The organism is Acetobacter suratthaniensis, from assembly GCF_017377745.1.
Classification (GTDB): Bacteria; Pseudomonadota; Alphaproteobacteria; order Acetobacterales; family Acetobacteraceae; genus Acetobacter; species Acetobacter suratthaniensis.
Window position 1 is genome coordinate 542232 of the sequence record NZ_JAFVMG010000001.1, and the last position, 24950, is coordinate 567181.

24 protein-coding genes are annotated in these 24950 nt (G+C 61.5%); 17 read left to right on the forward strand and 7 right to left on the reverse strand.

The features are described 5' to 3' along the window. Positions 1–16: 16 nt before the first annotated feature. Positions 17–814 (reverse strand): exodeoxyribonuclease III, encoded by a 798-nt coding sequence (locus tag J2D75_RS02515; protein ID WP_207852369.1) that lies wholly within the window; start codon positions 812–814, stop codon positions 17–19. 112 nt (positions 815–926) lie between these two features. Between J2D75_RS02515 and J2D75_RS02520 the strand changes: the two genes are divergently transcribed. The 6 genes from J2D75_RS02520 (at position 927) to J2D75_RS02545 (ending at position 6287) form a co-directional block, all read left to right on the forward strand. Further along, positions 927–2012, forward strand: a complete 1086-nt coding sequence (locus J2D75_RS02520; RefSeq protein ID WP_207852371.1) for a dipeptidase — start codon at positions 927–929, stop codon at positions 2010–2012. Between the two features lie 246 nt (positions 2013–2258). Beyond that, positions 2259–4211 (forward strand): excinuclease ABC subunit UvrC, encoded by a 1953-nt coding sequence (uvrC, locus tag J2D75_RS02525; RefSeq protein ID WP_207852373.1) that lies wholly within the window; start codon positions 2259–2261, stop codon positions 4209–4211. Between the two features lie 91 nt (positions 4212–4302). After that, positions 4303–4872, forward strand: a complete 570-nt coding sequence (gene pgsA, locus J2D75_RS02530) for a CDP-diacylglycerol--glycerol-3-phosphate 3-phosphatidyltransferase (RefSeq protein ID WP_207852846.1) — start codon at positions 4303–4305, stop codon at positions 4870–4872. Positions 4873–4899: 27 nt separating this feature from the next. Next, complete coding sequence (locus J2D75_RS02535) at positions 4900–5496, forward strand: hypothetical protein (RefSeq protein WP_207852375.1); 597 nt, start codon at positions 4900–4902, stop codon at positions 5494–5496. A gap of 25 nt (positions 5497–5521) precedes the next feature. Next, positions 5522–5815, forward strand: a complete 294-nt coding sequence (gene moaD / locus J2D75_RS02540) for a molybdopterin converting factor subunit 1 (RefSeq protein WP_265782617.1) — start codon at positions 5522–5524, stop codon at positions 5813–5815. Between the two features lie 4 nt (positions 5816–5819). Then, entirely contained in the window at positions 5820–6287 is a 468-nt protein-coding gene (locus tag J2D75_RS02545) for a molybdenum cofactor biosynthesis protein MoaE (RefSeq protein WP_265782616.1), read from the forward strand. Positions 6288–6304: 17 nt separating this feature from the next. Here the strand turns inward: J2D75_RS02545 and J2D75_RS02550 are convergent, their stop codons facing one another. Continuing rightward, positions 6305–7609: an adenosylmethionine--8-amino-7-oxononanoate transaminase gene (locus J2D75_RS02550; protein ID WP_207852377.1), complete on the reverse strand. Its 1305-nt coding sequence runs from the start codon at positions 7607–7609 to the stop codon at positions 6305–6307. 58 nt (positions 7610–7667) lie between these two features. Here J2D75_RS02550 and J2D75_RS02555 point away from each other — a divergent pair, with 58 nt between their 5' ends. From J2D75_RS02555 to bioD, 3 genes are read left to right on the forward strand one after another with little or no spacing between them, the layout of a single operon-like run. Then, complete coding sequence (locus J2D75_RS02555; RefSeq protein WP_207852379.1) at positions 7668–8858, forward strand: aminotransferase class I/II-fold pyridoxal phosphate-dependent enzyme; 1191 nt, start codon at positions 7668–7670, stop codon at positions 8856–8858. Next, complete coding sequence (locus J2D75_RS02560) at positions 8851–9537, forward strand: alpha/beta fold hydrolase (RefSeq protein ID WP_207852381.1); 687 nt, start codon at positions 8851–8853, stop codon at positions 9535–9537. Before J2D75_RS02555 ends, J2D75_RS02560 begins: the two co-directional genes overlap by 8 nt. After that, the gene (bioD, locus tag J2D75_RS02565) at positions 9534–10970 is read left to right on the forward strand and encodes a dethiobiotin synthase (protein WP_207852383.1); all 1437 of its coding nucleotides are present in this window, start codon (positions 9534–9536) and stop codon (positions 10968–10970) included. The genes J2D75_RS02560 and bioD overlap by 4 nt, the downstream gene beginning before the upstream one ends. A 92-nt stretch (positions 10971–11062) precedes the next feature. Here bioD and lexA read toward each other — a convergent pair whose 3' ends face one another. Both lexA and J2D75_RS02575 read right to left on the reverse strand, forming a co-directional pair. Beyond that, positions 11063–11728 (reverse strand): transcriptional repressor LexA, encoded by a 666-nt coding sequence (gene lexA / locus J2D75_RS02570; protein WP_207852385.1) that lies wholly within the window; start codon positions 11726–11728, stop codon positions 11063–11065. A 129-nt stretch (positions 11729–11857) separates the two neighbouring features. Beyond that, positions 11858–13063, reverse strand: coding sequence for a molybdopterin molybdotransferase MoeA (locus J2D75_RS02575; RefSeq protein ID WP_207852387.1), 1206 nt, complete (start codon positions 13061–13063; stop codon positions 11858–11860). Positions 13064–13205: 142 nt separating this feature from the next. Between J2D75_RS02575 and rpmG the strand changes: the two genes are divergently transcribed. Then, positions 13206–13373 carry a 50S ribosomal protein L33 gene (gene rpmG / locus J2D75_RS02580; protein ID WP_003623017.1) on the forward strand — a complete coding sequence of 56 codons (168 nt, stop codon included), beginning with the start codon at positions 13206–13208 and terminating at the stop codon, positions 13371–13373. Positions 13374–13491: 118 nt separating this feature from the next. Here rpmG and J2D75_RS02585 read toward each other — a convergent pair whose 3' ends face one another. Both J2D75_RS02585 and eno read right to left on the reverse strand, forming a co-directional pair. After that, positions 13492–13821 (reverse strand): FtsB family cell division protein, encoded by a 330-nt coding sequence (locus tag J2D75_RS02585; protein ID WP_207852389.1) that lies wholly within the window; start codon positions 13819–13821, stop codon positions 13492–13494. A gap of 155 nt (positions 13822–13976) precedes the next feature. Further along, on the reverse strand, positions 13977–15257 hold the full coding sequence (gene eno / locus J2D75_RS02590; RefSeq protein WP_207852391.1) for a phosphopyruvate hydratase: 1281 nt from the start codon (positions 15255–15257) through the stop codon (positions 13977–13979). Positions 15258–15443: 186 nt separating this feature from the next. Between eno and J2D75_RS02595 the strand changes: the two genes are divergently transcribed. From J2D75_RS02595 to J2D75_RS02615, 5 genes are all read left to right on the forward strand, one after another. Continuing rightward, positions 15444–15920: a DUF3429 domain-containing protein gene (locus J2D75_RS02595; RefSeq protein WP_207852393.1), complete on the forward strand. Its 477-nt coding sequence runs from the start codon at positions 15444–15446 to the stop codon at positions 15918–15920. 129 nt (positions 15921–16049) lie between these two features. Further along, a complete protein-coding gene (gene thiO / locus J2D75_RS02600; RefSeq protein WP_207852395.1) occupies positions 16050–17027 on the forward strand; it encodes a glycine oxidase ThiO in 978 nt (325 codons plus the stop codon). Between the two features lie 69 nt (positions 17028–17096). After that, on the forward strand, positions 17097–17294 hold the full coding sequence (thiS, locus tag J2D75_RS02605) for a sulfur carrier protein ThiS (RefSeq protein ID WP_207852852.1): 198 nt from the start codon (positions 17097–17099) through the stop codon (positions 17292–17294). A gap of 66 nt (positions 17295–17360) precedes the next feature. Further along, entirely contained in the window at positions 17361–18131 is a 771-nt protein-coding gene (locus J2D75_RS02610) for a thiazole synthase (RefSeq protein ID WP_207852854.1), read from the forward strand. Continuing rightward, complete coding sequence (locus J2D75_RS02615; protein WP_207852397.1) at positions 18128–18733, forward strand: thiamine phosphate synthase; 606 nt, start codon at positions 18128–18130, stop codon at positions 18731–18733. Before J2D75_RS02610 ends, J2D75_RS02615 begins: the two co-directional genes overlap by 4 nt. Before the next feature lie 60 nt (positions 18734–18793). Here the strand turns inward: J2D75_RS02615 and recG are convergent, their stop codons facing one another. After that, positions 18794–20995 (reverse strand): ATP-dependent DNA helicase RecG, encoded by a 2202-nt coding sequence (gene recG / locus J2D75_RS02620; RefSeq protein WP_265782580.1) that lies wholly within the window; start codon positions 20993–20995, stop codon positions 18794–18796. A gap of 69 nt (positions 20996–21064) precedes the next feature. Here recG and J2D75_RS02625 point away from each other — a divergent pair, with 69 nt between their 5' ends. Next, positions 21065–21373: an FAD assembly factor SdhE gene (locus tag J2D75_RS02625; RefSeq protein WP_207852401.1), complete on the forward strand. Its 309-nt coding sequence runs from the start codon at positions 21065–21067 to the stop codon at positions 21371–21373. Between the two features lie 78 nt (positions 21374–21451). After that, positions 21452–24919, forward strand: coding sequence for a transcription-repair coupling factor (gene mfd, locus J2D75_RS02630; RefSeq protein ID WP_207852403.1), 3468 nt, complete (start codon positions 21452–21454; stop codon positions 24917–24919). The last annotated feature ends 31 nt before the right edge of the window (positions 24920–24950 follow it).

A 24950-nucleotide genomic window follows, 5' to 3' on the forward strand; every position in this document is an offset into this window, starting at 1 on the left:
GGATAAGCCCGCCTCCTCAGGAGGCGGCCAGATCCATGACCACAGGGACATGATCCGAAGGCGAGGCCCAGTCGCGCACATCGCGCAAAACCTGCATGGCAGAGAGTTCGGGTACAAGATCGGGTGTGACCCAGATATGATCCAGCCTGCGGCCCCGGTCTGACTTTTTCCAGTCCCGGTTACGGTAGGACCACCAGGTGTAAAGCTTCTCGTCAGCCGGTACGAAGTGGCGCATCGCATCCACAAACGCGGTCTGGCGCCAGCGTTCGAGGCGCTCGGTTTCCGGCGGCGTATGGCTGACGATCTTCAGCAACTGCTTGTGGCTCCACACATCGTGTTCGAGTGGTGCGATATTCAGATCGCCCACCACAATCGTGCGGGTATTTTCACGCTGGGCGAACCACTGGGCTGCCTCTTCCACAAAAGCTAGCTTGTGCGCGAATTTGGGATTGATGGCGGGGTCGGGTTCATCTCCCCCCGCAGGGACATAGAAATCATGCAGTTCCACGCTGCCCTGCGGTGCATGCACGCGAGCGGCGATATGCCGACAATCCTCTTTCTCGTACCACACGGGCAGGTTGGTGAGCGGCTCAAGTGGGTGGCGTGAGAGTATGGCCACGCCATTGTAGCCCTTCATGCCCTGAAAGTGCAGGTGTGCGAATCCCATCGCGTGCAGCGCTTCACTGGGAAAAAGCGGGTCTGGCACCTTGGTTTCCTGCAGGCAGACCACATCGGGGCTGATGTCGGCCACCAGCTTTTCCAGCAGGGGCAGGCGCAGGCGGAGGGAGTTGATGTTCCATGTCACAAGTCGCATGGCTGGGGCATGGCGTATTGTGGCGTGCGGGGCAAGAAAAAAGCAGCGTGAACAAGGGGGGATAATGCACCTGGCCTCTTGCAATTCCGGCGTGCGGAGCCATTGTCATGACATGACCGCAGATCAAACACAGCCTTCACCCGCGCCGGAAATCTGGGCGCTGCATCGCTCCATTCTGACGTTGGACAGCCACATAGACATACCCTGGCCTGATCGCGATGATGCGTTTGAAGACACGCCCGACCGGCATGTGGATCTGCCCAAAATGCAGCGCGGCGGCATGTCGGCTGGCTGTTTCGTGGCGTATATCGGGCAGGGGCCGGTTACAGCGGAGGGGCACGCACAGGCCGGGCAGCAGTGTCTGGAAATGCTGGATGCGATCAACCGTATGCAGGGGAGCCGCAATGGCGTGACAGCCCGCCGGTGCGATACGGCTGCCCAGATTCGCGCAGCCCATGCCGAAGGGGTGCTGGCTGTCGTGGCGGCGGTGGAAAACGGTTACGGCATGGGCGAGGATACGGCGCTGCTGGCGCAGTTCCGCCAGCGTGGTGCGCGTTATGTAACGCTGACACATAACGGCCATAACGCATTGGCGGATGCGGCCATTCATCGCCCCAGTCTGGGGGATAAGCCCGAGCGGCATGGTGGGCTGTCGGCTCTGGGGCGCGAGGCGGTGCGTGTCATGAACCGCCTCGGGCTGGTGGTGGATGTCTCGCATGCCTCACGCCAGACGATGATGCAGGCGGTCGAAGCCTCTGCAACACCGGTGGTGGCCAGTCATTCCTGCGTGCGCAGCCTGTGCGATCATCCGCGCAATCTTGATGACGGCCAGCTTGATGCGCTGGGTGCGCGTGGCGGTGTTATCCAGATTACCGCCATGCCAGCGTTCTTGCGGCCCAAGCCGGAGGAGGGGCGCCGTACGGCGGGCGTGGCCGATTTTGTGGATCATATTGATTACGTGGTGCGGCGGCTCGGGGTTGAGCATGTCGGCATTTCTTCGGACTTTGATGGCGGCGGCGCCCTGTCGGACTGGCACAACGCCACACAGGGCGTGCTGCTGACACAGGAACTGCACAGGCGTGGTTACGACCGGAGCGAAATCGAGGCATTCTGGGGCGGTAATTTCCTGCGGCTGCTTGAGCGGGCCGAGCAGGTGGGGGCGGAACAAAGCGCGATCATGGGTGCTGTTGGAGAGTAGAAAAAATTGTCCACTTCTCTCTTGACAGCCTCTGTTTTCAACAGAATCTCCGAAGTGTGCATGGGAGTCAGAAGGGCTTTTTTGATAAAAACCTTCTGAATCAAGCGCTTGTTCTTCATGCTTAAAAAATGGGCATTCTGATGGAAAGGCCGCAAATCTGCGGCTCGCAGTCTGTCCATGCCATCTGTTCCACAGAGTTATCCACAAAAATGGTGGATGAAAATTGCAGCCTCAAAAGAGCGCTTTATGACAGCAGAAAAAACCGGAAATGACGCCTCGCAGCCCCTGTCGGCACAGCCTGCTCCAAACCCGGATGAACAGGGCGTACAGGCGCAGGACAGCGCGGATGGGCTGAAAGGAGTCGAGGCCATACGCCACGCTCTGCGCACCATGCCCTATGCGCCGGGCGTTTACCGTATGCTGGGGGCTCGGGGCGAGGTGCTGTACGTGGGCAAGGCGCTGTCGCTGCGCAAGCGGGTGACATCCTACACCCATGTGGCGCGCCTGCCCGAACGCCTGCGCAGGATGGTGTCGGAAACGGTTACGATGGAAATCGTCACCACCCATACCGAGGCCGAGGCCCTGCTGCTTGAGGCCAATTACATCAAGCGCATGAAGCCACGCTTCAATATCCTGCTGCGTGATGACAAAAGCTACCCGTGGCTGATGCTGACGGATGAACACCCTTTTCCCCAGATTGCCAAACATCGGGGCAAGCCGGTCAAGGGGGCATCACTCTGGGGGCCTTTTGCTTCCGCATGGGCGGTTAATCAGACCCTGAACCTGATCCAGCGGGTTTTTCTGCTGCGTTCCTGTACCGATGCGGTGTTCAACAGCCGCAGCAGACCCTGCCTGCTGTATCAGATCAAACGCTGTTCCGCCCCGTGTGTGGACCGGATTGAACCGCAGGCTTATGCGCAGCTTGTCGAGCAGGCGCGTGACTTCCTGTCCGGTAAAGATGGCGCCCTGCGTGAGACGTTGGGGCATCAAATGAACGAAGCCTCCGAAGCCCTTGATTTTGAAAGAGCGGCCCTGTTGCGAGACCGTATCCGCGCTCTGGCGCAGATGCAGGAGTCCAGCACCATCAACCCGGCCTCCCTGCCGGAAGCGGATGTGCTGGGCCTGTGGCAGGAAGGGGGGCAGACCTGCATTCAGGTGTTCTTTATCCGTGGCGGGCGCAACAATGGCAGCCGCTCGTTTTTTCCCGCCCATACGCAGGATGAGGCAGCGGGAGATATTCTGAGCGCGTTTATTGCCCAGTTTTACGACGACAAGCCCTGTCCGGCCCGCATACTGGTGAATGCGGATCTGCCAGAGCAGGCACTATTGTCCGAGGCCCTGTCCCTGAGGCGTGGCCGCAAGGTGGAAATAACGTACCCCCAACGCGGTGAAAAAAAGCAGGTACTTGATCACGCCGTCACCAATGCGCGTGATGCGCTCAAGCGCAGGCTGGCCGAAACGGCAGGGCAGGCGCGGCTACTGGAAGGCGTTGCAACCCTGTTCGGGCTGTCGGCCCCCCCGAACCGTATCGAGGTGTACGATAACAGCCATATTCAGGGTGCTCATGCTTACGGGGTCATGATTGTCGGTGGGCCGGAAGGATTCGACCGCAAGGCCTATCGCAAGTTTCGTATTCGTGGCCCGGTTACGCCGGGCGATGATTTCGGCATGATGCGCGAAGTGCTGGAGCGCCGTTTCGGGCGTGCGCTCAAGGAGGCCGAGTCAGGCGATACCTCCAACTGGCCCGATGTGCTGCTGATCGACGGTGGGGCCGGTCAGTATTCTGCCGTGCGGGCCGTGCTGGATGAGCTGGGGGTAACAGGGGTAACGCTGGTTGGTATTGCCAAAGGGCCAGACCGCGATGCCGGGCGTGAATGGTTTTACACCGGTACAGGAGCGCCGTTTCAGCTCGATCCGCGCGACCCGGTTCTCTACTACCTCCAGCGCCTGCGTGATGAGGCGCACCGTTTCGCCATTACCACCCACCGGGCGGGCCGTTCCAAAACGCTTGTGACATCCGAACTGGATGATATTCCCGGTGTTGGCCCAGCCCGAAAAAAAATGTTGCTCAATACATTTGGCTCGGCGCGGACGGTGCGGCAGGCGGGGTTGGCGGAACTTGAAGCCGCACCCGGCATCAACCGCGAAATGGCACGCATTATTTACGGGCATTTTCACCCGGATTGGCAACCGGGTTAGGAGGCGTGTCCGATCAAAAAAAACGGCTTGGGGCAATTGGGGCTCAGGCAGGCATTCCAGCATGGACGGAAATACGCTAATATCCGTTTCGATGCTGACAGATCTGCCCAATGTCCTGACGCTTTCGCGTATCGCGGCTATCCCGGTTGTGGTGTGGCTTGCGGCGTGGGGTACGCCTGACGCAAATGCAGGCGCGTGCGTTCTGTTCATTCTCGCCGGGATTACCGATTATTTTGATGGCAAGCTCGCGCGCTCCCGCCATCAGTTATCGGATTTCGGGCGCATGTTCGATTCCATCGCAGACAAGCTGCTGGTCGGAGCCTGCCTGATGGTGCTGGCGGGCTATATGCGCCTGCCGTATTTCAGCCTGTGGCCTGCCATTGTCATTCTGTGCCGTGAAATTCTGGTTTCCGGCATGCGTGAATATCTGGCCGAACGCCGGGCAAGCCTGCCAGTCACACGGCTTGCCAAATGGAAAACCGGCTTTCAGATGACCGCTATCGGCTTTCTGCTTGCGGGCGATGGCACGGGGCAGGTGTTGGGCATGCCTTGGCTGCCCGTGGCGTTTATCGGGGCCACATTGCTGTGGATTGCTGCCGCGTTAACCCTGATTACCGGATGGGATTACCTGACAACCGGCCTGAGGCATGTCGAGCGCTAGGCGCGCATATGGCTGCATTGTGTTCGCATGCCCGCATGGGATTTTTCCGCCATTTTGTGTGATTGTGGGCAGGACACGCTGCTAATGCACGGGCGGTCTGCTCGGGTGGGGCTGAAAAGCGCTGCCTGTCTCATGCTGTCCCTGTTTGTTCAGGGGTGTGGTGGTGCGACATCGCCAGCCACATCGCCAGCCGGACAGGATGCATTGGTACGGCTGGATACCGAATCCCGGCGGCATATCCGGCATGAGGATCTTATGCGGCGCGATACAGCACTGCACGCTCCCATGAAACTGGATGTCTCAGCAATCAGGCCATTGCTGGACGAGGCTTCTGTTCTGCCACGCGAAACGGCGGCACCCGTGCGTGGGGCGAGTGGTGCAGGTCTGGCCCCGGAGTCTGTTCTGCCCGATGGGCAGGAACTGCACATGGATAACCAGCATGATGTCATGGAGCCGGAAGGGGCAGTCCCGCCGGGCGGGGTGGGGAAAGCTGGCGGAACGAGCCCGACCTCTATAGATATCCCCAATGCTGATGGCAGCATCACCCATGTGGCGCCGGATGGCACGGTGCGAACCGAAAAGCTGATTTCACACACGCGCTCTGCTCAGGGGCGGGGTGGCTGAGGGTACGGTACAAGGCATCGCAGAGGTGCCGCAGGATTTTAAAGGGAGTGCGACAACCGGCATGACAGTCACGGTTCTGTATTTTGCCGCCTTGCGTGAGCAGATCGGGCGTGAGGCTCAGGAACTCGATGTTCCGGCTGAAGGGCTGGCGGTATCCGCCCTGCTGGCGCGGCTGGGGGCGGAGGATTCCCGCGCTGCCACAGCACTGGCGGAGCAGCCCCGGCTACGCGTGGCAGTCAACCACGCTCTGTGTGCGATGAGTGACATGGTGCGTCCGGGCGATGAAGTGGCGGTATTTCCGCCCATGACCGGTGGCTGAGCCTGTGCAACAGGGCCAGGGCGTGCGTGTTGCCGTGCAGGCAGAGGCATTTGATGTGGCGGCGGAAATGGCGCGTCTGTCCTCCCTGTCCACGTTGGCGGGGGGTATCAGCCTGTTTGTCGGGCAGGTGCGTGGTGGGGCGGGGCTGGTCAGCCTTACGCTTGAACACTATCCGGGCATGACCGAAAAAGTCATGAGGACGCTGGCGGATGACGCCATGACGCGTTTCGACCTGCTGGGCTGCACGGTGATTCACCGTATCGGGCGGCTGGAGGTTGGCCAGCCGATCGTTTTTGTAGGGGCTTGTGCTGCCCATCGTGGTGCTGCGCTGGCGGCCACCAGTTTTCTGATAGATCGGCTGAAGACGGGCGCTCCCTTCTGGAAGAAGGAAGAATATGCCAGCGGCGCAGCCACATGGGTTGAAGCCCGCGTGGAAGATGAAGCCGCCGCCAGCGCATGGGACGCCCCGTAAGACAGGGCGCGGGCGCCTTAGCCCCCCAGAACCGTGCGGATGGTGCGTGTGAGGTGCCGCAGTTCGTCCTCACTGATGGTGAAGGCGGGTGTCAGATAGACAATGTTGCGGAAGGGGCGGATCCACGCACCATGCCCGATAAAGGTCTGTCGTAGGGTATCGGGGTTTGCAATCCGTTCGAGTTCCACCACCCCAATGGCCCCGAGTGTGCGGACATCGCGCACGCCGGGCAGGGTGCGGCAGGCTTCGAGTTCTTCGCACAGTATGGCATTGATACGGGCGACCTGCTCCAGCCGGGGCTCGCGTTCAAACAGGTCGAGCGAGGCATTGGCGCAGGCGCAGGCCAGAGGGTTGGCCATGAAGGTTGGGCCGTGCATGAGTGCGTGTTCGGGATTATCCGACAAAAAAGCCTCGAACACATGACGGCGGGCAACCGTTGCGGCTAGCGCCATAGTGCCGCCTGTCAGGGCTTTTGAAAGCGTGATGATATCCGGCACGATCCCCGCCTGCTCACAGGCGAACAGGCTGCCTGTGCGGCCAAAGCCGGTAAAGATTTCATCAAGGATCAGCAGGACATCGTAGCGGTCAGCCGCGGTGCGCAGGGTTTGCAGCACATGTGGTGGGTGGAACAGCATACCCCCGGCACCCTGCACCAGTGGTTCCACGATAATGGCTGCCAGTTCATGCGCGTGTTGTTCCAGCAGGCTGTAAAAGCGTGCCGTACTGGCCTCATCCACCGGTAGGGGAGCAATGACGTGCTGCGCCAGTGCTTTGCCATATAGGTGGTGCATACCTTCTTCGGGGTCGCAGATGGCCATGGTGGCCAGCGTGTCGCCGTGGTAGCCGCCCTGAAACGCCAGCATTTTTGTGCGGTTCTGTTCGCCACGGTTGAGCCTGTATTGGATGGCCATTTTCATGGCTACTTCGACTGCGACAGAACCGGAATCCGTAAAAAAGACCCGCTCCAGATCGCCCGGCAGCAGGGCGCACAGGCGGCTTGCAAGGCGCAGGGCGGGTTCATGCACCATGCCGCCAAACATGACATGGGGCATGCGCGCCAGTTGTTCGGCTGCGACAGCATGAATATGCGGGTGGTTGTAACCGTGGCAGGCTGTCCACCATGCCGCTACACCATCGACCAGCCTGCGCCCGTCTGCCAGCGTTATGCGGCTTCCCTGCGTGGCAATGCAGGGCAGGGGCTGCGGTGCGGTCTGCATCTGGCTGTAGGGGAGCCAGATATGGGGCAGACCCTGTGTGTACCATGCGGGTTCCGGGGCTTGGGGGGCATGGGCCGCGTGAGCGTTGGAGGGGGCGGTATTCATGCGCGTGTCCTTGCAGGAAGATTGACCGAAGGCGCGCGCTCCGGCACCAAGTCGTGTCATGATGCGGTTTGATGATCTGTTTCTTAAAGGGCTGGATACTCTCGCGGGGCAAGGCCGTCTACGGTCGTGCAGGGACTGGGGGGCCGAGGCCGGTGCGTTCCTGCAGCGCGGGGCTGATGGGCCGCGCGTCGTGGATTTTTCCTCCAACGATTATCTGGGCCTGCGCACACATCCGCTGCTGGCTGAACGTGGAGCGGAGTGGGGGCGCCGTTTTGGCAGCGGCAGCGGTGCGTCCCGGCTGGTGACGGGCACCATGCCCGCAACGCGCGCGCTTGAAGCGCGGCTGGCGGCCCTTAAAGGCATGCAGGCCGCGCGTATTTTTTCATCAGGCTGGCAGGCCAATGCCTCACTGGTGCCTGCCCTTGTGGCGCTATCGCGGCAGGTGACCGGCGTACCGGCGATCGTTCTGGTCGATAAACTCATCCATGCCAGCCTGTATCAGGGCTGTGCGGCCGCCGGTGTCAGGCCTGTTCGCTTCCGCCATAATGACATGGAGCATCTGCGCACGTTGCTGGAACAGGCCGAAGGGCCGGGCTTACGTCTGATCCTGACAGAAAGCGTGTTCAGTATGGATGGTGACCGGGCGGATATGGAAGCGCTGCATAGCCTTGCGCAGGAGTACAATGCCTTCCTGTGTGTGGATGAAGCGCATGCCACGGGCATTCTGGGGCCACAGGGCAAGGGGCTGGTAGCCGGGCGGGCTGACCTGGTGGTGGGTACCTTCAGCAAGGCGCTGGGGTGCATGGGGGCGTTTGTTGCGGCATCGGAGGCGGTGTGCCGGTGGCTGGAGAATGCGGCTTCAGGCTTTGTGTTCTCCACAGCGCCTTCTCCGCTGGTGCTGGGGAGTGTGGATGCGGCGCTGGACAGGCTTGCGGATATGGATGAAGCCCGCGCTCATGTGGCTGGGCTGGCTAATCTGTTCCGCGAGCGCATGACCGGACAGGGGTTTGATGTCGGCCCGTCCACCACGCAGATTGTGCCGGTTCTGGTCGGGCAGGAAGCAGAGACTCTCGCACTGGCCCGTGCGGTTGAGCAGGCGGGTTTTCTGGCGGTCGCTATCCGGCCACCCACGGTGCCGCCGGGGGCGTGTCGCCTGCGTGTGGTGCTGCACGCTCACCATACCCGCGAACAGGTGGAGGCGCTGGCGACCGCCATCACGCAGGCAACAAGGAGCCTGTCTCATGACTGAGCCGCGCGTGGTGCTGGTGCATGGCTGGGGGTTTGGGCCAGAGTTCTGGGGCCCCCTGCGGGAGCGGCTTAGCAGGCCCGATGTGTCAGTCGCGGATCTTGGTTTTTTTGGTGGTGGGCACGGGCTGGCTCCGGCGGAGTTGGCGGCGTTCTGTCAGGCTGGTGGGCCAGTGCTGGCGGTGGGCCACTCGCTGGGTTTTCTGTGGCTGGCCAGTCAGGTGACGTTACCTGCGGGGAGCTTTCTGGCGGGGATCAACGCTTTTGGTTGCTTTGCCGCCCGCCCGGATTTTTCAGCCGGTGTGGCGCCGCGCCTTCTGGGGCGTATGGCGCAGGGGCTGGACAGGGCCGCCCTGACGGTTGTGAATGATTTTCGCACACGCTGTGGCGGCGGTGCCCTGCCAGCTCAAACCATGCCTGATAGCGCGGCTCTTGCGGACGGATTGCAGCTTTTGCGTGAGGGAGATGCCCGCACCGCGCTGGCGGGTATGGGAACGAATATGGCGGTGCTGGCAGCAGAGGATGACCCGATCGTGCCTCCGGCCATGACGAAGGATTCCCTGCCAGCAGCCGCGGCCCTCACATGGACACAGGGCGGCCACCTGCTGCCACAAACCGCCCCGGATACCTGCGTGGCATTTCTGAACCGATGCCGCCAGACAATGCGCGAGAGACAGCCATGACCCGTTCTTTATCTGGTGGAGTATCGCAGCAGAGCGGCGCACGGCAGGCGCGTATCCGTGCGCATTTTGATCATGCGCAGGGTTATGATGGAGCGGCGACACTCCAGCGCGTGGCAGCGCGCGCGCTGGCGGGCGATCTGGCCCGCTCAATGGCTGATCGTGCTGAGAAACCCCTGCGTGTGCTGGAAATCGGCTGTGGTACCGGGCTTTTAACGGCCCAGTTATGTGGCCTGTGGCCACAGGCCCATATTCTGGCCACGGATTACGCGCCACGCATGCTTGAGCGTGTGCGCGAGCGGCTGGGTGTGCGCGTGGAAACCCGGCTTATGGATGCCGCAAGCCCGGATGTGCATGGCCCGTTCGATGTCATTTGCGGCAATCTGGTGTTGCAATGGCTGGACAACCCGGCGGAGGCCCTGCACCGGCTGGCAGCACTGCTGGCGCCCGGCGGTGTTCTGGCGGTTTCAACCCTGCGAGCCGGTACTTTTGCCGAATGGCAGGCAGCCTGTGCGGCAGAAGGGCAGATATCCGCAACCCCCCATTACCCGGATATGGCCGAACTGGCCCGGTGGGTACCCTACCCCTGCCAGGGCCTGTGGCGTACCGAACGCAGTGTGCAGTCTTTTGCTGCGGGGCTTGATTTTGTCCGTCATCTTAAGGCGACAGGGGCCAACACGCCCCGCGTGGGGGTGGCGGCTATGGGGGCAGGGGTACTCAGGCGGGTGGCAGCCCGGTTTGAAGAGGCCGGAGCGTCTGTCACATGGGAACTGGCTTATGGCTGTTTCCGCCGTCCGTCCCGTGCAGGCGTGTTCGTGACCGGCACGGATACCGGGGTGGGCAAAACACTGGTTTCAGCCTGTCTGGTGCGGCGCTGGCAGGCGCTGTACTGGAAGCCCCTGCAAAGTGGCCTGGCAGATGAGGAGGGTGACACCCCGACCATAGCCCGGCTGGCAGGGGCGCACGTGCGGTGCCTGCCGCCAGCAGGTGCGTATCAGGCTTCGCTCTCGCCTGAGGCGGCCGCGCGCGCGGAAGGAGCTGCCATAAACCCGGCCTCACTGGCTCTGCCTATGGAGGAGCCGGAACAGCCGCTGGTCGTGGAAGGTGCGGGCGGGCTGATGGTGCCGGTTACGGATGAGATCATGATGATTGATCTGGCGCAGCGCTGGGGCTTGCCTGTTGTGCTGGTGGCGCGGAGCGGGCTGGGTACGCTCAACCACACGCTACTCAGTCTTGAGGCTTTGCGTGTTCGTGGCATAGCTGTGGCGGGTGTGGTGCTGAACGGCCCCCCCAACCCGGAAAACAGCCGCACCATTGCTCACAAAGGTCAGGTGAGGGTGCTGGCGGATATTCCGCATGAGGCACATCTGGATGCCACAGTGGTGGCGGAACTGGCGCAGCGCCTGCCGCTCTGGGCAGATATCGCCGGAGGGTAAAACGGCTACTGGCCTAGCCGTGTTGCCCTCGCACACTCAGCCACAGGTTTTGCTGACGGTTGAGTGTGGGGGCGTTAATCGACGGCTGTGGGTTAGTACTGTCGCAGCAGGCCGCTGAGCTGGCCCTGAATGCGGAGCCGGTCGGCAGGGACAATTCGGGTTTCATACCGCGCATTGGCGGGTTCAAGCGCAATCATGCCGCCCTTGCGGCGCAGGCGTTTGAGTGTGACTTCGCTCTCATCAATCAGGGCGACGACAATCTGCCCGTTTTCAGCCTGATCGGTTTTGCGGATGATCACCTGATCGCCATCCATGATCCCTGCTTCGATCATGGAATCGCCCGCCACTTCAAGCGCGTAATATTCGCCATTACCCAGCATGGTGGCAGGCACGGACAGGCAGGGGCCCGATGAGGCTACGGCCTCGATCGGCAGACCTGCGGCAATACGCCCGTAAAGCGGCACCTTGATGGTATCAGGCTCATTTTCCTGCTCGGTACGCTGGAACTGGGCACGGATAACGTTGGCAGGCAGTTCCGCCTCTGCCCCCGGCAACTGGATGACTTCGAGCGCACGGGCACGATGATGGTGCCTGCGCAGGAAGCCGCGTTCTTCCAGCCCGGAAATCAGGCGGTGAATGCCTGATTTGGAGCGCAGTCCCATGGCTTCACGCATTTCGTCAAAGGAGGGGGAAAAGCCCGTTTGCCTCAGGTGCGAATCAATGAACAGAAGAAGTTTGTGCTGTTTGCGTGTCAGCATTTCGCACCCCGGAAAACAAGTGGAAAAATCGGGAGAACCCATTTTTTGTTCTATGTAAGTTCTCGTTTTCTGTCAATTGCTTCCCGGTTATGTGGTTCACTTTCTTCGGTTGATTGGGGCTGTTCCCGGTTATGAAAGGCGCAGAATCTGGCAGGGGCTCCCCGCTGGTGCGGCCGGAGCGTGTACCGGGCGGATGATAAGCGCCTGACTCTGGGCCAGAACGCGAAGTTGAGCCGAGTCCTGTGCCGCAAAAGGTGTTGCAACGGGCAGGGCGTCCGGTGTTGCGGCATCATGCGTAAGGGTGGCGCGCAGGAAGTCCTGTCGCTGGTCGTTCTGGCCGACATCCGCGCCCAGTATGGCGGGTTCGGTTGGCAGGGCGTCGGCTACGGGCATGCCCATCATGCGCTGGATGGCGGGGGCAACAAACACCGTGGAGCAGACCAGCGCTGCGACAGGGTTGCCCGGTAGACCAATAATCGGTGTGGAGCCGATATGGCCGGAGAGCAGCGGCTTGCCCGGTCGCATAGCGATTTTCCAGAAATCCAGCTCAAGGCCCACCCCGGTCAGGGACTGGCGGACAAGGTCATAAGTCCCGACACTGGCGCCGCCGATGGTCACAAGCATATCGGTCTGGCTGGTCTGAGCAAAAGCGGCGGTCAGGGAGGCTGTGGTATCACGGGCTGCAGGTAGCATGACCACTTCCGCCCCGGCCTGTTGCAGGCAGGCGCTCACCATGAACAGGGCGGAGTTGAAAATACCGTCCTCGCGCACGGGCTCACCGGGTAGGGCGATTTCATCCCCCGTGCTCAGCACGCTTACGCGCGGCCTGCGGGCGACGTTCAGCCATGCATGTCCGCCCGCAGCAGCCAGACCAATTTCTTTGGGGCCGAGTCTGGTGCCAGCCCGGAGCAGGCATGTATCCTGCGCGAAATCCTGCCCCTGCACCCGGATAAAACGACCGGAAGCGCTTGGCTGGGCAAGAGTGATTTTATCCCCTTCGCGCTGTGTGTTTTCCTGAATGATCACGGTATCGGCTCCGGCGGGAATCTGGCTGCCGGTAAAAAGCCGCACGCATTGGCCGGGCTGAACGACATGGCTCGTGGGGTGGCCTGCCGGTGCTTCCGCCACAACATGGAGTGTGGCACCCTGTGTGGCGTCCTGAGCGCGGGCAGCATAACCATCCATGGCAGAGACTGACACCGGCGGGTTGGCCCGGCGGGCCAGCAGGTCATGGCCAAGAACACGCCCGAATGCGCTACCGAGTGGCACGGTTTCGTGCCCGCAGGCGACAATGCCTGACAGGATCCGTGTGCGCGCTGTGGCCACATCAAGCATAAATTATTCTCCTTTTGCTGCCTGCGGTACTGTTTTGGTGCAAGAAAGCTTGACCTTTTTCTTTTGTATGGCATTTTGCGGCCACTTGAACATCGCCGGAGCCGCATGTCCGGTTCCGTAAACACGCTCTGCCGAGGAAATCATGGCCAAGACCAATGTCATCAAGATCCGTCTCGTTTCGACGGCCGACACGGGTTACTTCTACGTGACCAAAAAGAATGCCCGCGCTCACACGGGCAAGATGGAACTCAAGAAGTACGATCCCGTCGCGCGCAAGCACGTCGTTTTCCGCGAAGCCAAGATTAAATAAATCTTGCGGAACGGGGCGGGCGGCATAGCCGCCTGTTGCGGTGGGGCATAGACCACACAACGAAAAACGGCGCCTTAGGGCGCCGTTTTTCGTTTCCGGGTGGCGTATGGTGTGCGGCCTAGAATAAGGGGTCATGCCGGTCATAAGGGACGACAATATCGTTCCGGTCGGCCATGTTCATCATGGCGCGGGCGCGTTCATCCAGAATATCGGTATCGAGAGACTGTTCCTTCAGGCCATTGACGCGCTTTCGCCATGCTGCCTGCTCGGTCAGGGCGTCCTGTTGGGCCTGCTGTGCCTGTGCGAGCAGGCCAAGCTGTTGCTGGTAGGCCTGCATGCCGTGGTCGCCCTGTGTGGCGTTCCAGCCGAAATACACCGCAATTCCAAGGAATACGGTCGGGGGCACTACGGCGCGAACAATACGGCGAAAAAGGCGGCCTATCTGCACGTTTTCCTGTCCTGCTTGTAAAATGTGCGAAGTACAGCACCTTTACAGCGTTAAACCACATCAGCAGGGCGGTAAAGAGAATTACAGCGCCCCGGCTTGCCGGAGCGGGGCCGGTGCTGGCCGCCCGCATGAACAGGGGCGGCCAGCAGTAGGGCTTACGCGTTTTTAAGGATGGAGTAGCCAGCGTATTCGGCAGCCGTAGCCAGTTCCTGCTCAATGCGGATGAGCTGGTTGTACTTCGCCGTTCTGTCGGAGCGCGAGAGCGATCCGGTCTTGATCTGTCCGCAGTTGGTCGCCACGGCCAGATCGGCAATGATGGAATCTTCCGTTTCGCCTGAACGGTGGCTCATGACAGCGGTATAACCGGCCCGGTGCGCCATATCGACGGCGCGCAGGGTTTCGGTCAGCGTGCCGATCTGGTTTACCTTCACCAGCAGCGAGTTGGCTACACCGGCGCGGATGCCGCGCTGCAGGCGCTCAGGGTTGGTCACGAACAGATCGTCACCCACGAGCTGCACCTTCTGGCCCAGTGTCTGGGTCAGCAGAGCCCAGCCTTCCCAGTCGTCTTCAGCCATGCCGTCTTCGATGGAAACGATGGGGTAGCGGCTGACCAGATCCGCCAGATATGCGGCCATGCCAGCGGAATCCAGGCTTTTGCCTTCGCCGGAGATGACATACTGGCCGTTTTTGTAAAACTCGGTGCTGGCGCAATCGAGCGCGAAGGTGACATCCTGACCGGGGCGATAGCCAGCGGCTTCCACCGCGCGGGTAATGAAACCAAGCGCTTCGTCAGCCGATTTCAGGGCCGGAGCGAAACCGCCTTCATCACCGACATTGGTGTTATGCCCGGCAGCGCTCAGGGCTTTCTTGAGCTGCAGGAAGATTTCCGAACCCCAGCGAATGGCATCGGACACCGTAGGCGCACCCACGGGCTGGATCATGAATTCCTGAATGTCGATGGGGTTGTCGGCATGCTGGCCGCCATTGACGATGTTCATCATCGGCACGGGCAGGATATGGGCGAATGCGCCACCAACATAACGGTAGAGCGGTACTTCCAGTTCGGCCGCAGTGGCCTTGGCGATCGCCAGCGACACACCCAGAATGGCGTTGGCCCCCAGGCGCGCCTTGTTGGGCGTGCCGTCAAGGTCGATCATGGCGTTGTCGATGTCGATCTGGTCCGAAGACTCTGCGCCCTGCAGGGTTGGCAGAATTTCGGTTTCGATGTTCTCAACAGCCTTGAGCACACCCTTGCCACCGTAACGGCGGGCATCGCCATCGCGCAGTTCTACAGCTTCATGCGCGCCGGTTGAGGCGCCCGAGGGGACTGCTGCCCGGCCTTTTGCGCCGGAGGCCAGTTCCACGTCCACTTCAACGGTGGGGTTGCCGCGGCTGTCCAGTATTTCACGTGCGACGATGTCGACAATGGCACTCATGGTCTTTCCGTTCCTGATAGATGTGTACGTCCAAATCCGGCCCTGAGCCTCGGCTTTTGCGGGCTGGCAGGCTCTGGGCATGGCCGGAGCGCGCCTCCATGCGGTTGCTACAGGCCGTCTCTTGGGCTTTCCTGTCAACACTGCGAATTGTGAAAACGTGATAGCAAGAGGACGTGGTTCCCATCAATGAGGAAACTTCCCTATCTGGCGGTGGTGCTTATGCTTGCCGGCCTGCTACCTTTTATTCTGTTTACCTGCGGGATCGTGTTTTACGATTCTGCCGTGCCTGTGCCGCGGTTGCTGATGGGGCTGGTGCTGTACGGCGCATTATCGCTTTCGTTTTTCGGGGCGGTTCACTGGGGCTGGGCGCTTGAGGCCGAGCGTGTGATCCTGACTGTCGATGCCGAACGGGTGGACAGGCTGCGCCTGCTGCTGGGTGTGCTGCCCCTGCTGGCTGGCTGGCTGGCGGCGTTTGTGGCGGTTGTTTCCTCTCCCCTGAGTGGCGTGGTGATACTGGCCGTGGCGTTCGCGCTGGTGGCCCTGTGCGAGCGTACGGCCTGGCGGCGTGGCTGGCTTCCGCCGGGTTATATGGGTGTTCGCTGGATTGTGACTGCGGTGACAGAGTGTTGCCTGCTCACGGTTCTGCTCATGCGTGGCCTCTAATCTGCCTGCGTGCATGGTGGCATGTCTGGGCCAAGGTGTTATGACAACGCGTGAGCACGCCGTGGCATGGACCTGTCTGAACAGGTGGCACAATCGCTGGACGGCGGAAACTGATGGAGCATGCAAGGCATGAACAGGAGTAAACCGCGTATTCTGGTAAAAGGCGCAGGTGTTGCGGGTATGACAGCCTGTGTTGCGCTGGCGGAACGGGGCGGAGATGTCACGCTGTATGATGAGGCAGGCCGGGTTGGGGCCGGGGCTTCGTGGTTTGCAGGTGGTATGCTGGCACCATGGTGCGAGGCTGAATCAGCCCCCGAGGAGGTTACAGCCCAGTCTATCGGGGCGGTGGACTGGTGGGCGCGGCACGTGCCGCAGGTGATAAGGCAGGGCAGTCTGGTGCTGGCGCCTGCGCGGGATGTGGGTGAAATTGCGCGTTTTGCACGCCGGACATCGCATTACACACAGGTAAATGGTGCCGAAATTGCAAGCCTTGAGCCGGATCTGGACGGACGTTTTCAAAAAGGTCTGTTTTTTGCTCAGGAAGGCCATGTGGACCCGCGCGTAGCCCTACAGGCACTGTTTGATCGTCTGCTGTCATTGGGGGGGCATGCGCTGTTGGCGGGTGCGCCCGCCCCGGACGAGGCCGCGTTTGACTGGGTGGTGGACTGCACGGGCCTGGTGGCGCGCGACAGGCTGGACACGCTGCGGGGTGTGCGGGGTGAAATGCTGCTGCTGCGTTGCCGCGATGTCAGCCTGCACCGGCCTGTGCGGATGCTGCATCCGCGTATTCCTGTCTATATCGTGCCAAGAGCCAATCACCTGTTCATGGTCGGTGCAACGATGGTGGAAAGTGAGGATACCGGCGGGATGACCGTGCGTTCCATGCTGGAGCTGCTCAACGCGGCGTATACCTTGCACCCCGGTTTTGCCGAGGCCGAAATTCTGGAAACGGGTATCGGGCTCAGGCCCTCTTACCCGGACAACATGCCGCGCGTGACGCAGGATGGAAAATACTTGTTTATCAATGGTATGTACCGGCATGGCTTTTTGCTGTCTCCCGCAAGGGCGGAAGAGGCCGCAGACAGGATTTTTGGTCAGGCGGCCTGAGCGCTATAAAAACAGGTGCAGCAGGCCCGAATACCGTGGGCCACCGCTGCTTTTGAGGAAAACGACCCGATGCTGATCATGGTGAACGACGAAACGCACGATGTTACGGCCACAACGCTGGCGGATCTGCTGGAGGAGTTAGGCTACCGGGGTGCGCGTATTGCCACGGCGCTGAACGGGCATTTTGTACCGGCGTTGCAGCGGGCCGTAACGCCTCTTGCAGACGGGATGCGGGTTGAAGTCGTTGCTCCCATGCAGGGGGGCTGAGGGCACGTGCGGATAACGGACATGACGGATCGGATACAAGACAACCGCGAGGATAACCGCATGGATGTGCTGTTTTACGGGCAGGCACTGTCTTTCCCCCTGATGCTGGGAACGGCCCAGTATCCTTCGCCCGAAATCCTGCGCGAAGCCGTTCTGGCCGCGCGGCCGGGCGTGGTGACGGTGTCGCTCCGGCGCGAAGCCGCGCGTGAAAAGACGGGGCAGGCTTTCTGGTCGCTTATTCAGGAACTGGGCGTGCCTGTTCTGCCCAATACGGCGGGCTGCCACACGGTCAAGGAAGCGGTCACAACCGCTCATATGGCGCGCGAGGTTTTTGGCACGGACTGGGTAAAGCTGGAAGTAATCGGCGAACAGGATACGCTGCAACCCGATGTATTCGGACTGGTGGAAGCGGCCCGCATCCTGTCAGAAGAAGGTTTTAAGGTTTTTCCTTACACGACCGAAGATCTGGTGGTGGCGGAACGGCTGCTCGCCTGCGGGTGCGAGGTGCTTATGCCGTGGGGCGCGCCGATTGGTTCTGGCCGGGGGCTGAACAACGTCTTTGGTCTGCGTGCCCTGCGTGCGCATTTTCCCGGTGTGCCGCTGGTGGTGGATGCGGGGCTGGGTGTACCCTCCCATGCGGCACAGGCGCTGGAACTCGGGTATGACGCGGTGCTGATCAATACCGCCGTTGCCCGTGCGGGCGACCCCGCGCAGATGGCGCGCGCTTTCCGGCTGGCCGTGGAAGCGGGGCAACTCGGGCGTAAGGCAGACCCAATGGAGGAGCGCGACATGGCTGCGCCCTCAACCCCCGTGGCGGGAAAGGCATTTTTGGGATGAACACGCTACCACAACCGATCTACCCTGTTGTTGATTCCGCGCAGTGGGTTAAGCGTCTTGGGCAAGCCGGGGCGCGTTTTATCCAGCTTCGTGTAAAAGATAAGCCGCAAGCCGAACTGTTGGAGGAAGTCCGCTCCGCACGTACGATTGCCGAGACGCTGGGTGTCTGCCTTGTGCTGAATGATTACTGGCAGGCCGCGCTGGATGAAGGCATTTCTTATATCCATCTGGGGCAGGAAGATCTGGATACGGCGGATCTGGCTGCTATCCGCCGAGGCGGGCTGAAGCTGGGTGTGAGCACCCACTGCCCGGAGGAGCTTGACCGCGCTCTGTCCTATGCGCCGGATTATGTCGCGCTGGGGCCGATCTGGGAAACGAAGCTCAAAAAAATGGCGTTCGGCCCGCAGGGAGTGGAAAAACTCACTGTGTGGAAAAAACAGGTGGGGGACACGCCTGTTGTGGCCATTGGCGGTATTACGCTTGAGCGGGTCAAACCCTGCCTGAATGCCGGAGCCGACTGTGTTTCCGCCGTATCAGCCTTTACCGGGCATGCCGACCCGGAAGGGCAGGTAAAAGCATGGCTGGCAGCCGCAGGCTGCTGAAGCATGATTCGCGCGCCTGTCTGAGTTTTTAAAACGTTCAGACAGGTTGCCCTTGCGCCTTTAGCCTCTGAAAATTCGCGCGGCGTCTGCCTTGCCGAACAGGTGTAGCAGGGCGCGTGCCGCGTCGCTCAGGTGCTGGGCAAGGGGGGCGGGTGGCCCTTTATCTGATGGGGCGATGCTCTCTTCAGGGAGGATGCTCAGGGCTTCGCGTCGGGCGGTTTCAAGCAGGCTGTCCACCAGTGTATCGGACGCCAGCCGGTATTCCGGCAGGCCGGACTGGCGGCGGCCTGTAGCCTCACCCCCGCCGCGCAGGCGGAAGTCTTCATCCGCAATCAGAAAGCCATCTTCTGTTTCGCGCAGGCACCCCAGACGGCGGCGGGCGGTGTGGCCGGGGTCGTCATCATGCAGCATGAGACAAAAGGATTCGGTGCTGCCGCGTCCAACCCGGCCTCGTAACTGATGTAACTGCGCCAGCCCGAAACGCTCGGCGTGTTCGATCACCATAATACTGGCCCCCGGCACGTCCACTCCCACTTCAATGACCGTGGTGGCGACAAGAAGCCGCGTGTGGCCTGCAGCAAACTCCGCCAGAGCCTGCTCACGCACGGCACTATCCTGCTGGCCATGCGCCAGCCCGATGACAGGTGTTTTGCCGCCAGCAGGCAGGGGCGCGCCAAAATACGAGACCAGTGTGGCATGACGGGCCTCGGCAGCGGCGATGTCGAGTGTTTCACTTTCCGAGACAAGAGGGCAGACCCAGAACACCTGTTTGCCATCGCGCAAGGCGCGGCCTATGCCCGCCAGCACCTCATCCATCGCACCAAGCCCGTGCAAAGATGTGCGGATGGGTTTGCGCCCGGCGGGTTTGCCTTCCAGTCGGCTGATCCGCATGTCGCCAAAGCGGGTCAGCAGCAGGGTGCGGGGGATGGGGGTTGCGGTCATGGTCAGCATGTCCGCGTTATGGCCTTTATCCGCCAGTGCCAGACGTTGCTCCACGCCAAAACGGTGCTGCTCGTCAATAACCGCCAGCCCAAGATCGGCAAAGTGTACGGCGTCCTGCACCAGAGCATGGGTGCCGACTGCCAGCCGTGCCGTGCCATCCGCCATGTCCGCCAATGCTTTTTTGCGTGCTTTGCCTTTGACTGAACTGCACAGGAACGCCACTGGCACGGGAGAGAGCCGGGCAAAGGTGGCGGCGTGCTGCCGAGCAAGAATTTCCGTAGGCGCCATGATGGCCGCCTGTGCGCCAGATTCAACCGCGCGTAGCATGGCCAGCAGGGCCACCAGTGTTTTGCCTGCTCCGACATCGCCCTGCACCAGGCGGTTCATGCGGGTGGAGGCGGCCATATCGGTTTCGATTTCGTGCAGCACATGCCGCTGTCCGGGGGTTAATGTGTGCCCGAAGGTTGCCAGAGCCTGCTGTTGCAGGGGGCCGCTGGTATGGATTGCCTCTGGCGTTGCACCCGGCATGGCCCGGCCGGGGCGGGCACGGGCAGCGGCATGGGCCAGACGGATGGCCAACTGATCTGCCAGAAGTTCATCACAGGCAAGGCGAGCCTGAGCACGGGCCTGCGCTTTACGCCAGCCGTCTCCCGTTTCGCTACCTGCAATGCTGTCGGGGCGGTGCATCCATGTCAGGGCCGTGGCGAAATCTGGCCAGTCGTGATGGGTGATAAGTGCTTGGGCGTGCCATTCCGGCAAGGGGGGAGAGGGCAGGCGGGCGAGGGCCGCTGCCATAGCCTGACGCACATGCCCGGCAAACAAGCCCGCTGTCAGTGGCCAGACCGGGTCGAGCAAAGGAATGCGCGCAAGGGCAGAGGCCGGGAGCAGGTAGTCCGGCGAGGTGATGACCATTCTATCGTGAAAGCGTTCCGCCCGGCCTGATACGGCAAGCGGCTCTCCGCTTTTGACCTGTTTGGCCTGCCAGGGTGAAAAAAAGGCCAGTTCAATCAGGCCGCTCTCATCTGTCAGGGTAACACGCCAGGGCTGGCGGCTGCGGGGGGTGGGCGGGCGTATATCGCTGACAGTGCCTGTGACGGTCACGATGGTATCAGACTGGACATGCGCCAGCAGTGGGCGCAGCCTGCGGTCAGTCACGCTCTCGGGTAGGCGGAACAGCAGGTCAGCAACCCTGTTGCCGCCCGCTATGCGGGCCAGAAGGCGCGCGCGCGCGGTGTTGACGCCCGGTAGGGTTTCAAGCGGTGCGAGCAGGGGAGAAAGAATGCTCACCAGAGAGGATGTGATGGGCGAAGGACTGGACACCGGCGGTACATGCGCCTCTGTTTGACAGGCTGACAGACAAAAACAGCAAGGGTATAGGACAGTAGAGCCATGAGTGACAATTTGACAGAGACGCGCGACGCGCAAAGTGCAGCAGAGCTGGACGCCCGACGTCGGCGGCTGAAGTTCCGCGCCAATCATCGTGGCACGTTTGAAACCGATATTCTTATCGGTGGCTATGTGCAGGATGTGGCCGATACGCTTGGCGCTGCGGAACTGACGGATATGGAAGCCATCCTTGAAATGCCCGACCCGGATCTGACGGACTGGCTGTTCGGCCGCCTGCCGTTGCCTGAGGAAAAAGCCACCCCCATGCTCCGCCGCATGGTCGCGGCCTGCCGTGCCCGGTGCGGCCATTAGGCACAGCATGGTTCACAGGGGGCGGTCAGGGGATTATACCCGGCGCAAGTCGAGCAGAAAGACAGATACGGATAGCGCATGACGGTACAGACAGGCAGCCCGCACACGATCGCCACTATCTGGGGCGTGCCCGAAGGGTATGATGCCTTGCTGCTGGCCCGCCGTGCGCGTGAGCATAAGGGGCCGGTGCTGCATATTGCCCGCAGCGATGCGAGCATGGCGCGACTGGCCGATATGCTGGGCTTTGTGGCCACCGACATTGAGGTGCTGCGCTTTCCCGCATGGGACTGCCTGCCGTATGACCGGGTTTCGCCCAATCCTGCTCTTGTGGCCGAGCGGGTCGCAACCCTCTCGCGGCTGCTGGAGCCTGCCCGTGGCCCGCGTCTGGTGCTGACAACGGTCAACGCCGCCGTGCAGCGTGTCGCGCCGCGCAAGACGTTTGAAGGCCAGTCCCTCAGTATCCGTGAGGGAGAAAGCCTTGATCAGACCTTCCTGATCGACCTGCTGATCGCCAATGGCTACACCCGTACCGATACGGTGATGGAAGCTGGCGAGTTTTCAACCCGTGGCGGTATTTTCGATTTGTATCCGGCAGGGGCGGTTGAACCGCTCCGGCTGGACCTGTTTGGGGATGAAGTCGAGAACATCCGCGCTTTTGACCCCGGCACCCAGCGTTCGACCGACCGGCGCGAAGGGCTGGTGCTGTGCCCGGTGTCGGAGTTTTCGCTCGATGCGGAAAAAATCTCGCGTTTCAGAACTGGCTGGCGCGATGCTTTCGGGCCGGGGGCTGCGGCTGATCCGATTTACGAGCATGTTTCCGATGGCAGGCGTTATCCGGGGCTGGAGCACTGGTTGCCTCTGTTCCACGATCATCTCGAAACGCTGTTCGATTACCTGCCGGGGGTGGCGGTTTCTCTTGAACAGCAGGTAGATGAAGGCCTGAGTGCGCGGCTGGACATGATAGAAGATCACTATCAGGCCCGCAGACAGCCCGCGCGCGAGGGTGAAACGCCGTATCGTCCGTTGCTGCCGCACCTGCTCTATCTTGACCGCAAGGGCTGGGATGCCGCCATTGCGCGCCTGCCCGTAGTGGCGTTCAGCCCCTATGCCCAGCCTGAAGGGGCGCCGGGCGTGGATGTGGGGGGGCGTTTTGGCAAGATGTTCGCCAAGATCGTACCCGGTGCCCAGCGTGAGCAGGTGTTTACCCTGCTGGGCGATGCCGCGCGTGAATGGGCGCAGGTTGGGCGGCGTACTTTTGTGGCGGCATGGACGCGCGGCTCACGCGAGCGCATTGGCGTCCTGCTGCGCGAGCATGGTCTGGCTACGGAAACCTTCGACAGTTGGGAACAGGCCAAAAAGGCCAAGCCCGGCCCGGTGGGGCTGGTGGCGTTTGAACTCGAACGCGGTTTTGTGGGCGATGATCTGGCCTTCGTTTCCGAGCAGGATTTGCTGGGTGAACGTATAGGCCGTCCCCCGCGCCGCCGCCGCCGGGCTGATGAGCTGATTGCCGAAGCCAGCGAGCTTTCCGCGGGTGATCTGGTGGTGCATCAGGATTACGGTATAGGCCGGTATGACGGGCTTGAAACGGTGAGCGTGGGTGTTGCCCCGCATGACTGTTTGCGGCTGTTGTACGATGGCGGAGAAAAACTCTATCTGCCGGTAGAGAACATCGAACTGCTCAGCCGCTTCGGCTCCGATCAGGCCGGGGTGGCGCTGGACAAGCTTGGCGGTGTCGCGTGGCAGAACCGCAAGGCGCAGATGAAGCGGCGCATCCGCGATATGGCGGGCGAACTGATCCGCACCGCTGCGGCCCGCGCCCTGCTGGTAGCGCCCGAGTTTGCTCCGCCAGAAGGCTTGTGGGATGAGTTCTGTGCGCGTTTCCCGTTTGTGGAAACAGATGACCAGTCACGCGCCATTGCTGATGTGCTGGATGATATGGGGTCTGGCAGGCCGATGGATCGTCTGGTCTGCGGTGATGTCGGGTTTGGCAAGACCGAGGTAGCTCTGCGCGCAGCGTTTGTCGCGGCGATGTCGGGTGGGCAGGTGGCGGTGGTGGTGCCCACCACACTGCTGGCGCGCCAGCATTATCGTACCTTCGCGACCCGTTTTGAGGGCTTTCCCATCAAGGTTGCGCAGCTTTCGCGTATGGTTACAGGCAAGGACGCCACAGCCGTACGCAAGGGGCTGGCGGATGGCAGCATCAATGTCGTGATCGGCACCCACGCCCTGCTGGCCAAAACGGTTCAGTTTGCCTCGCTGGAACTGCTCATTATTGATGAAGAGCAGCATTTCGGCGTGGCGCATAAAGAAAAGCTCAAGGCCCTGCGCGAAGGCGTGCATGTGCTCACCCTGTCTGCCACACCGCTACCGCGTACGCTCCAGCTTTCGCTCTCGGGTGTGCGCGAAATGAGCCTGATCGCCACCCCGCCCACAGACAGGCTGGCGGTGCGCACCTTTATCATGCCGTTTGACAGTGTGGTGATTCGCGAGGCGATCCAGCGTGAACGCTTCAGGGGTGGGCAGATATTCTGTGTTGCTCCGCGTGTGGAAGACCTCGACCGTCTGGCCGAACGTCTGGCCGCTATCGTGCCGGATGCGCGGCTGGTGCAGGCGCATGGTCGTCTGACTCCCACCGAGCTTGAGCGGGTCATGACCGAGTTTTCGGATGGCAAATACGATATTCTGCTCTCCACCAATATTGTGGAAAGCGGGCTGGATATGCCTGCGGTCAATACGCTGATCATCCATCGGGCCGATATGTTCGGCCTTGGGCAGCTTTACCAGTTGCGCGGGCGCGTAGGGCGCGGCAAGCAGCGCGGCTACGCCTATCTGACGTGGCCTCAGACCCATGCGCTGGCGGAATCGGCGCAAAAGCGGCTTGAGGTGATGCAGACCCTCGACACGCTGGGAGCGGGCTTTACCTTGGCCTCGCACGATCTGGACCTGCGCGGGGCGGGCAATCTGCTGGGTGATCAGCAATCCGGCCATGTGCGCGAGGTGGGGATCGAGCTTTACCAGCAGATGCTGGAGGATGCCGTGGCCGACCTGCGGGCGGAGCAGGGCCGCCGTAAGCCTGAGGATCGTGAATGGACACCGGGCATCGTCATGGGGCTGCCGGTTCTGATCCCTGATAGTTACGTGCCTGATCTGCCCGTGCGTCTTGGGCTTTACCGGCGTATCAGTGGTCTATCTTCCGATGCCGAGACGGAGGCTATGGAAGCCGAACTGATCGACCGGTTTGGTGCGTTGCCTGAAGAAGTTAAAAACCTGCTGGATGTGGTTGATCTTAAAAGACTGTGCAGGCAGTCGGGTGTTGAAAAGGTAGAAGCCGGGCCGAAGGGGATGGTGCTTCAGTTCCGCAATAACAGCTTCCATGACCCGGCAGGGCTGGTGCAGTGGATGGCGGGCTGGAAAGATGGCGCTGTGCGCCTGCGGCCTGATCACAAGCTGGCGGTTGTGCGGGAGCTGACAAACGTGCAGCGTGTGGGGCTGGCCCGTAAGGTGCTGGGTAGCCTTGCTAAAATCCGTGCAAAAGCCATGGCCTGAAAAAAAAGCCCCGGCTGCGAAGGCCGGGGCT

Bases quoted from the DNA above. Each gene is read 5' to 3' on its own strand.
- J2D75_RS02515 (WP_207852369.1), bottom strand. From the start codon at position 814: ATGCGACTTGTGACATGGAACATCAACTCCCTCCGCCTGCGCCTGCCC.
- J2D75_RS02520 (WP_207852371.1), top strand. From the start codon at position 927: ATGACCGCAGATCAAACACAGCCTTCACCCGCGCCGGAAATCTGGGCG.
- uvrC (WP_207852373.1), top strand. From the start codon at position 2,259: ATGACAGCAGAAAAAACCGGAAATGACGCCTCGCAGCCCCTGTCGGCA.
- pgsA (WP_207852846.1), top strand. From the start codon at position 4,303: ATGCTGACAGATCTGCCCAATGTCCTGACGCTTTCGCGTATCGCGGCT.
- J2D75_RS02535 (WP_207852375.1), top strand. From the start codon at position 4,900: ATGCCCGCATGGGATTTTTCCGCCATTTTGTGTGATTGTGGGCAGGAC.
- J2D75_RS02550 (WP_207852377.1), bottom strand. From the start codon at position 7,609: ATGAATACCGCCCCCTCCAACGCTCACGCGGCCCATGCCCCCCAAGCC.
- J2D75_RS02555 (WP_207852379.1), top strand. From the start codon at position 7,668: ATGATGCGGTTTGATGATCTGTTTCTTAAAGGGCTGGATACTCTCGCG.
- J2D75_RS02560 (WP_207852381.1), top strand. From the start codon at position 8,851: ATGACTGAGCCGCGCGTGGTGCTGGTGCATGGCTGGGGGTTTGGGCCA.
- bioD (WP_207852383.1), top strand. From the start codon at position 9,534: ATGACCCGTTCTTTATCTGGTGGAGTATCGCAGCAGAGCGGCGCACGG.
- lexA (WP_207852385.1), bottom strand. From the start codon at position 11,728: ATGCTGACACGCAAACAGCACAAACTTCTTCTGTTCATTGATTCGCAC.
- J2D75_RS02575 (WP_207852387.1), bottom strand. From the start codon at position 13,063: ATGCTTGATGTGGCCACAGCGCGCACACGGATCCTGTCAGGCATTGTC.
- rpmG (WP_003623017.1), top strand. From the start codon at position 13,206: ATGGCCAAGACCAATGTCATCAAGATCCGTCTCGTTTCGACGGCCGAC.
- eno (WP_207852391.1), bottom strand. From the start codon at position 15,257: ATGAGTGCCATTGTCGACATCGTCGCACGTGAAATACTGGACAGCCGC.
- J2D75_RS02595 (WP_207852393.1), top strand. From the start codon at position 15,444: ATGAGGAAACTTCCCTATCTGGCGGTGGTGCTTATGCTTGCCGGCCTG.
- thiO (WP_207852395.1), top strand. From the start codon at position 16,050: ATGAACAGGAGTAAACCGCGTATTCTGGTAAAAGGCGCAGGTGTTGCG.
- thiS (WP_207852852.1), top strand. From the start codon at position 17,097: ATGCTGATCATGGTGAACGACGAAACGCACGATGTTACGGCCACAACG.
- J2D75_RS02615 (WP_207852397.1), top strand. From the start codon at position 18,128: ATGAACACGCTACCACAACCGATCTACCCTGTTGTTGATTCCGCGCAG.
- J2D75_RS02625 (WP_207852401.1), top strand. From the start codon at position 21,065: ATGAGTGACAATTTGACAGAGACGCGCGACGCGCAAAGTGCAGCAGAG.
- mfd (WP_207852403.1), top strand. From the start codon at position 21,452: ATGACGGTACAGACAGGCAGCCCGCACACGATCGCCACTATCTGGGGC.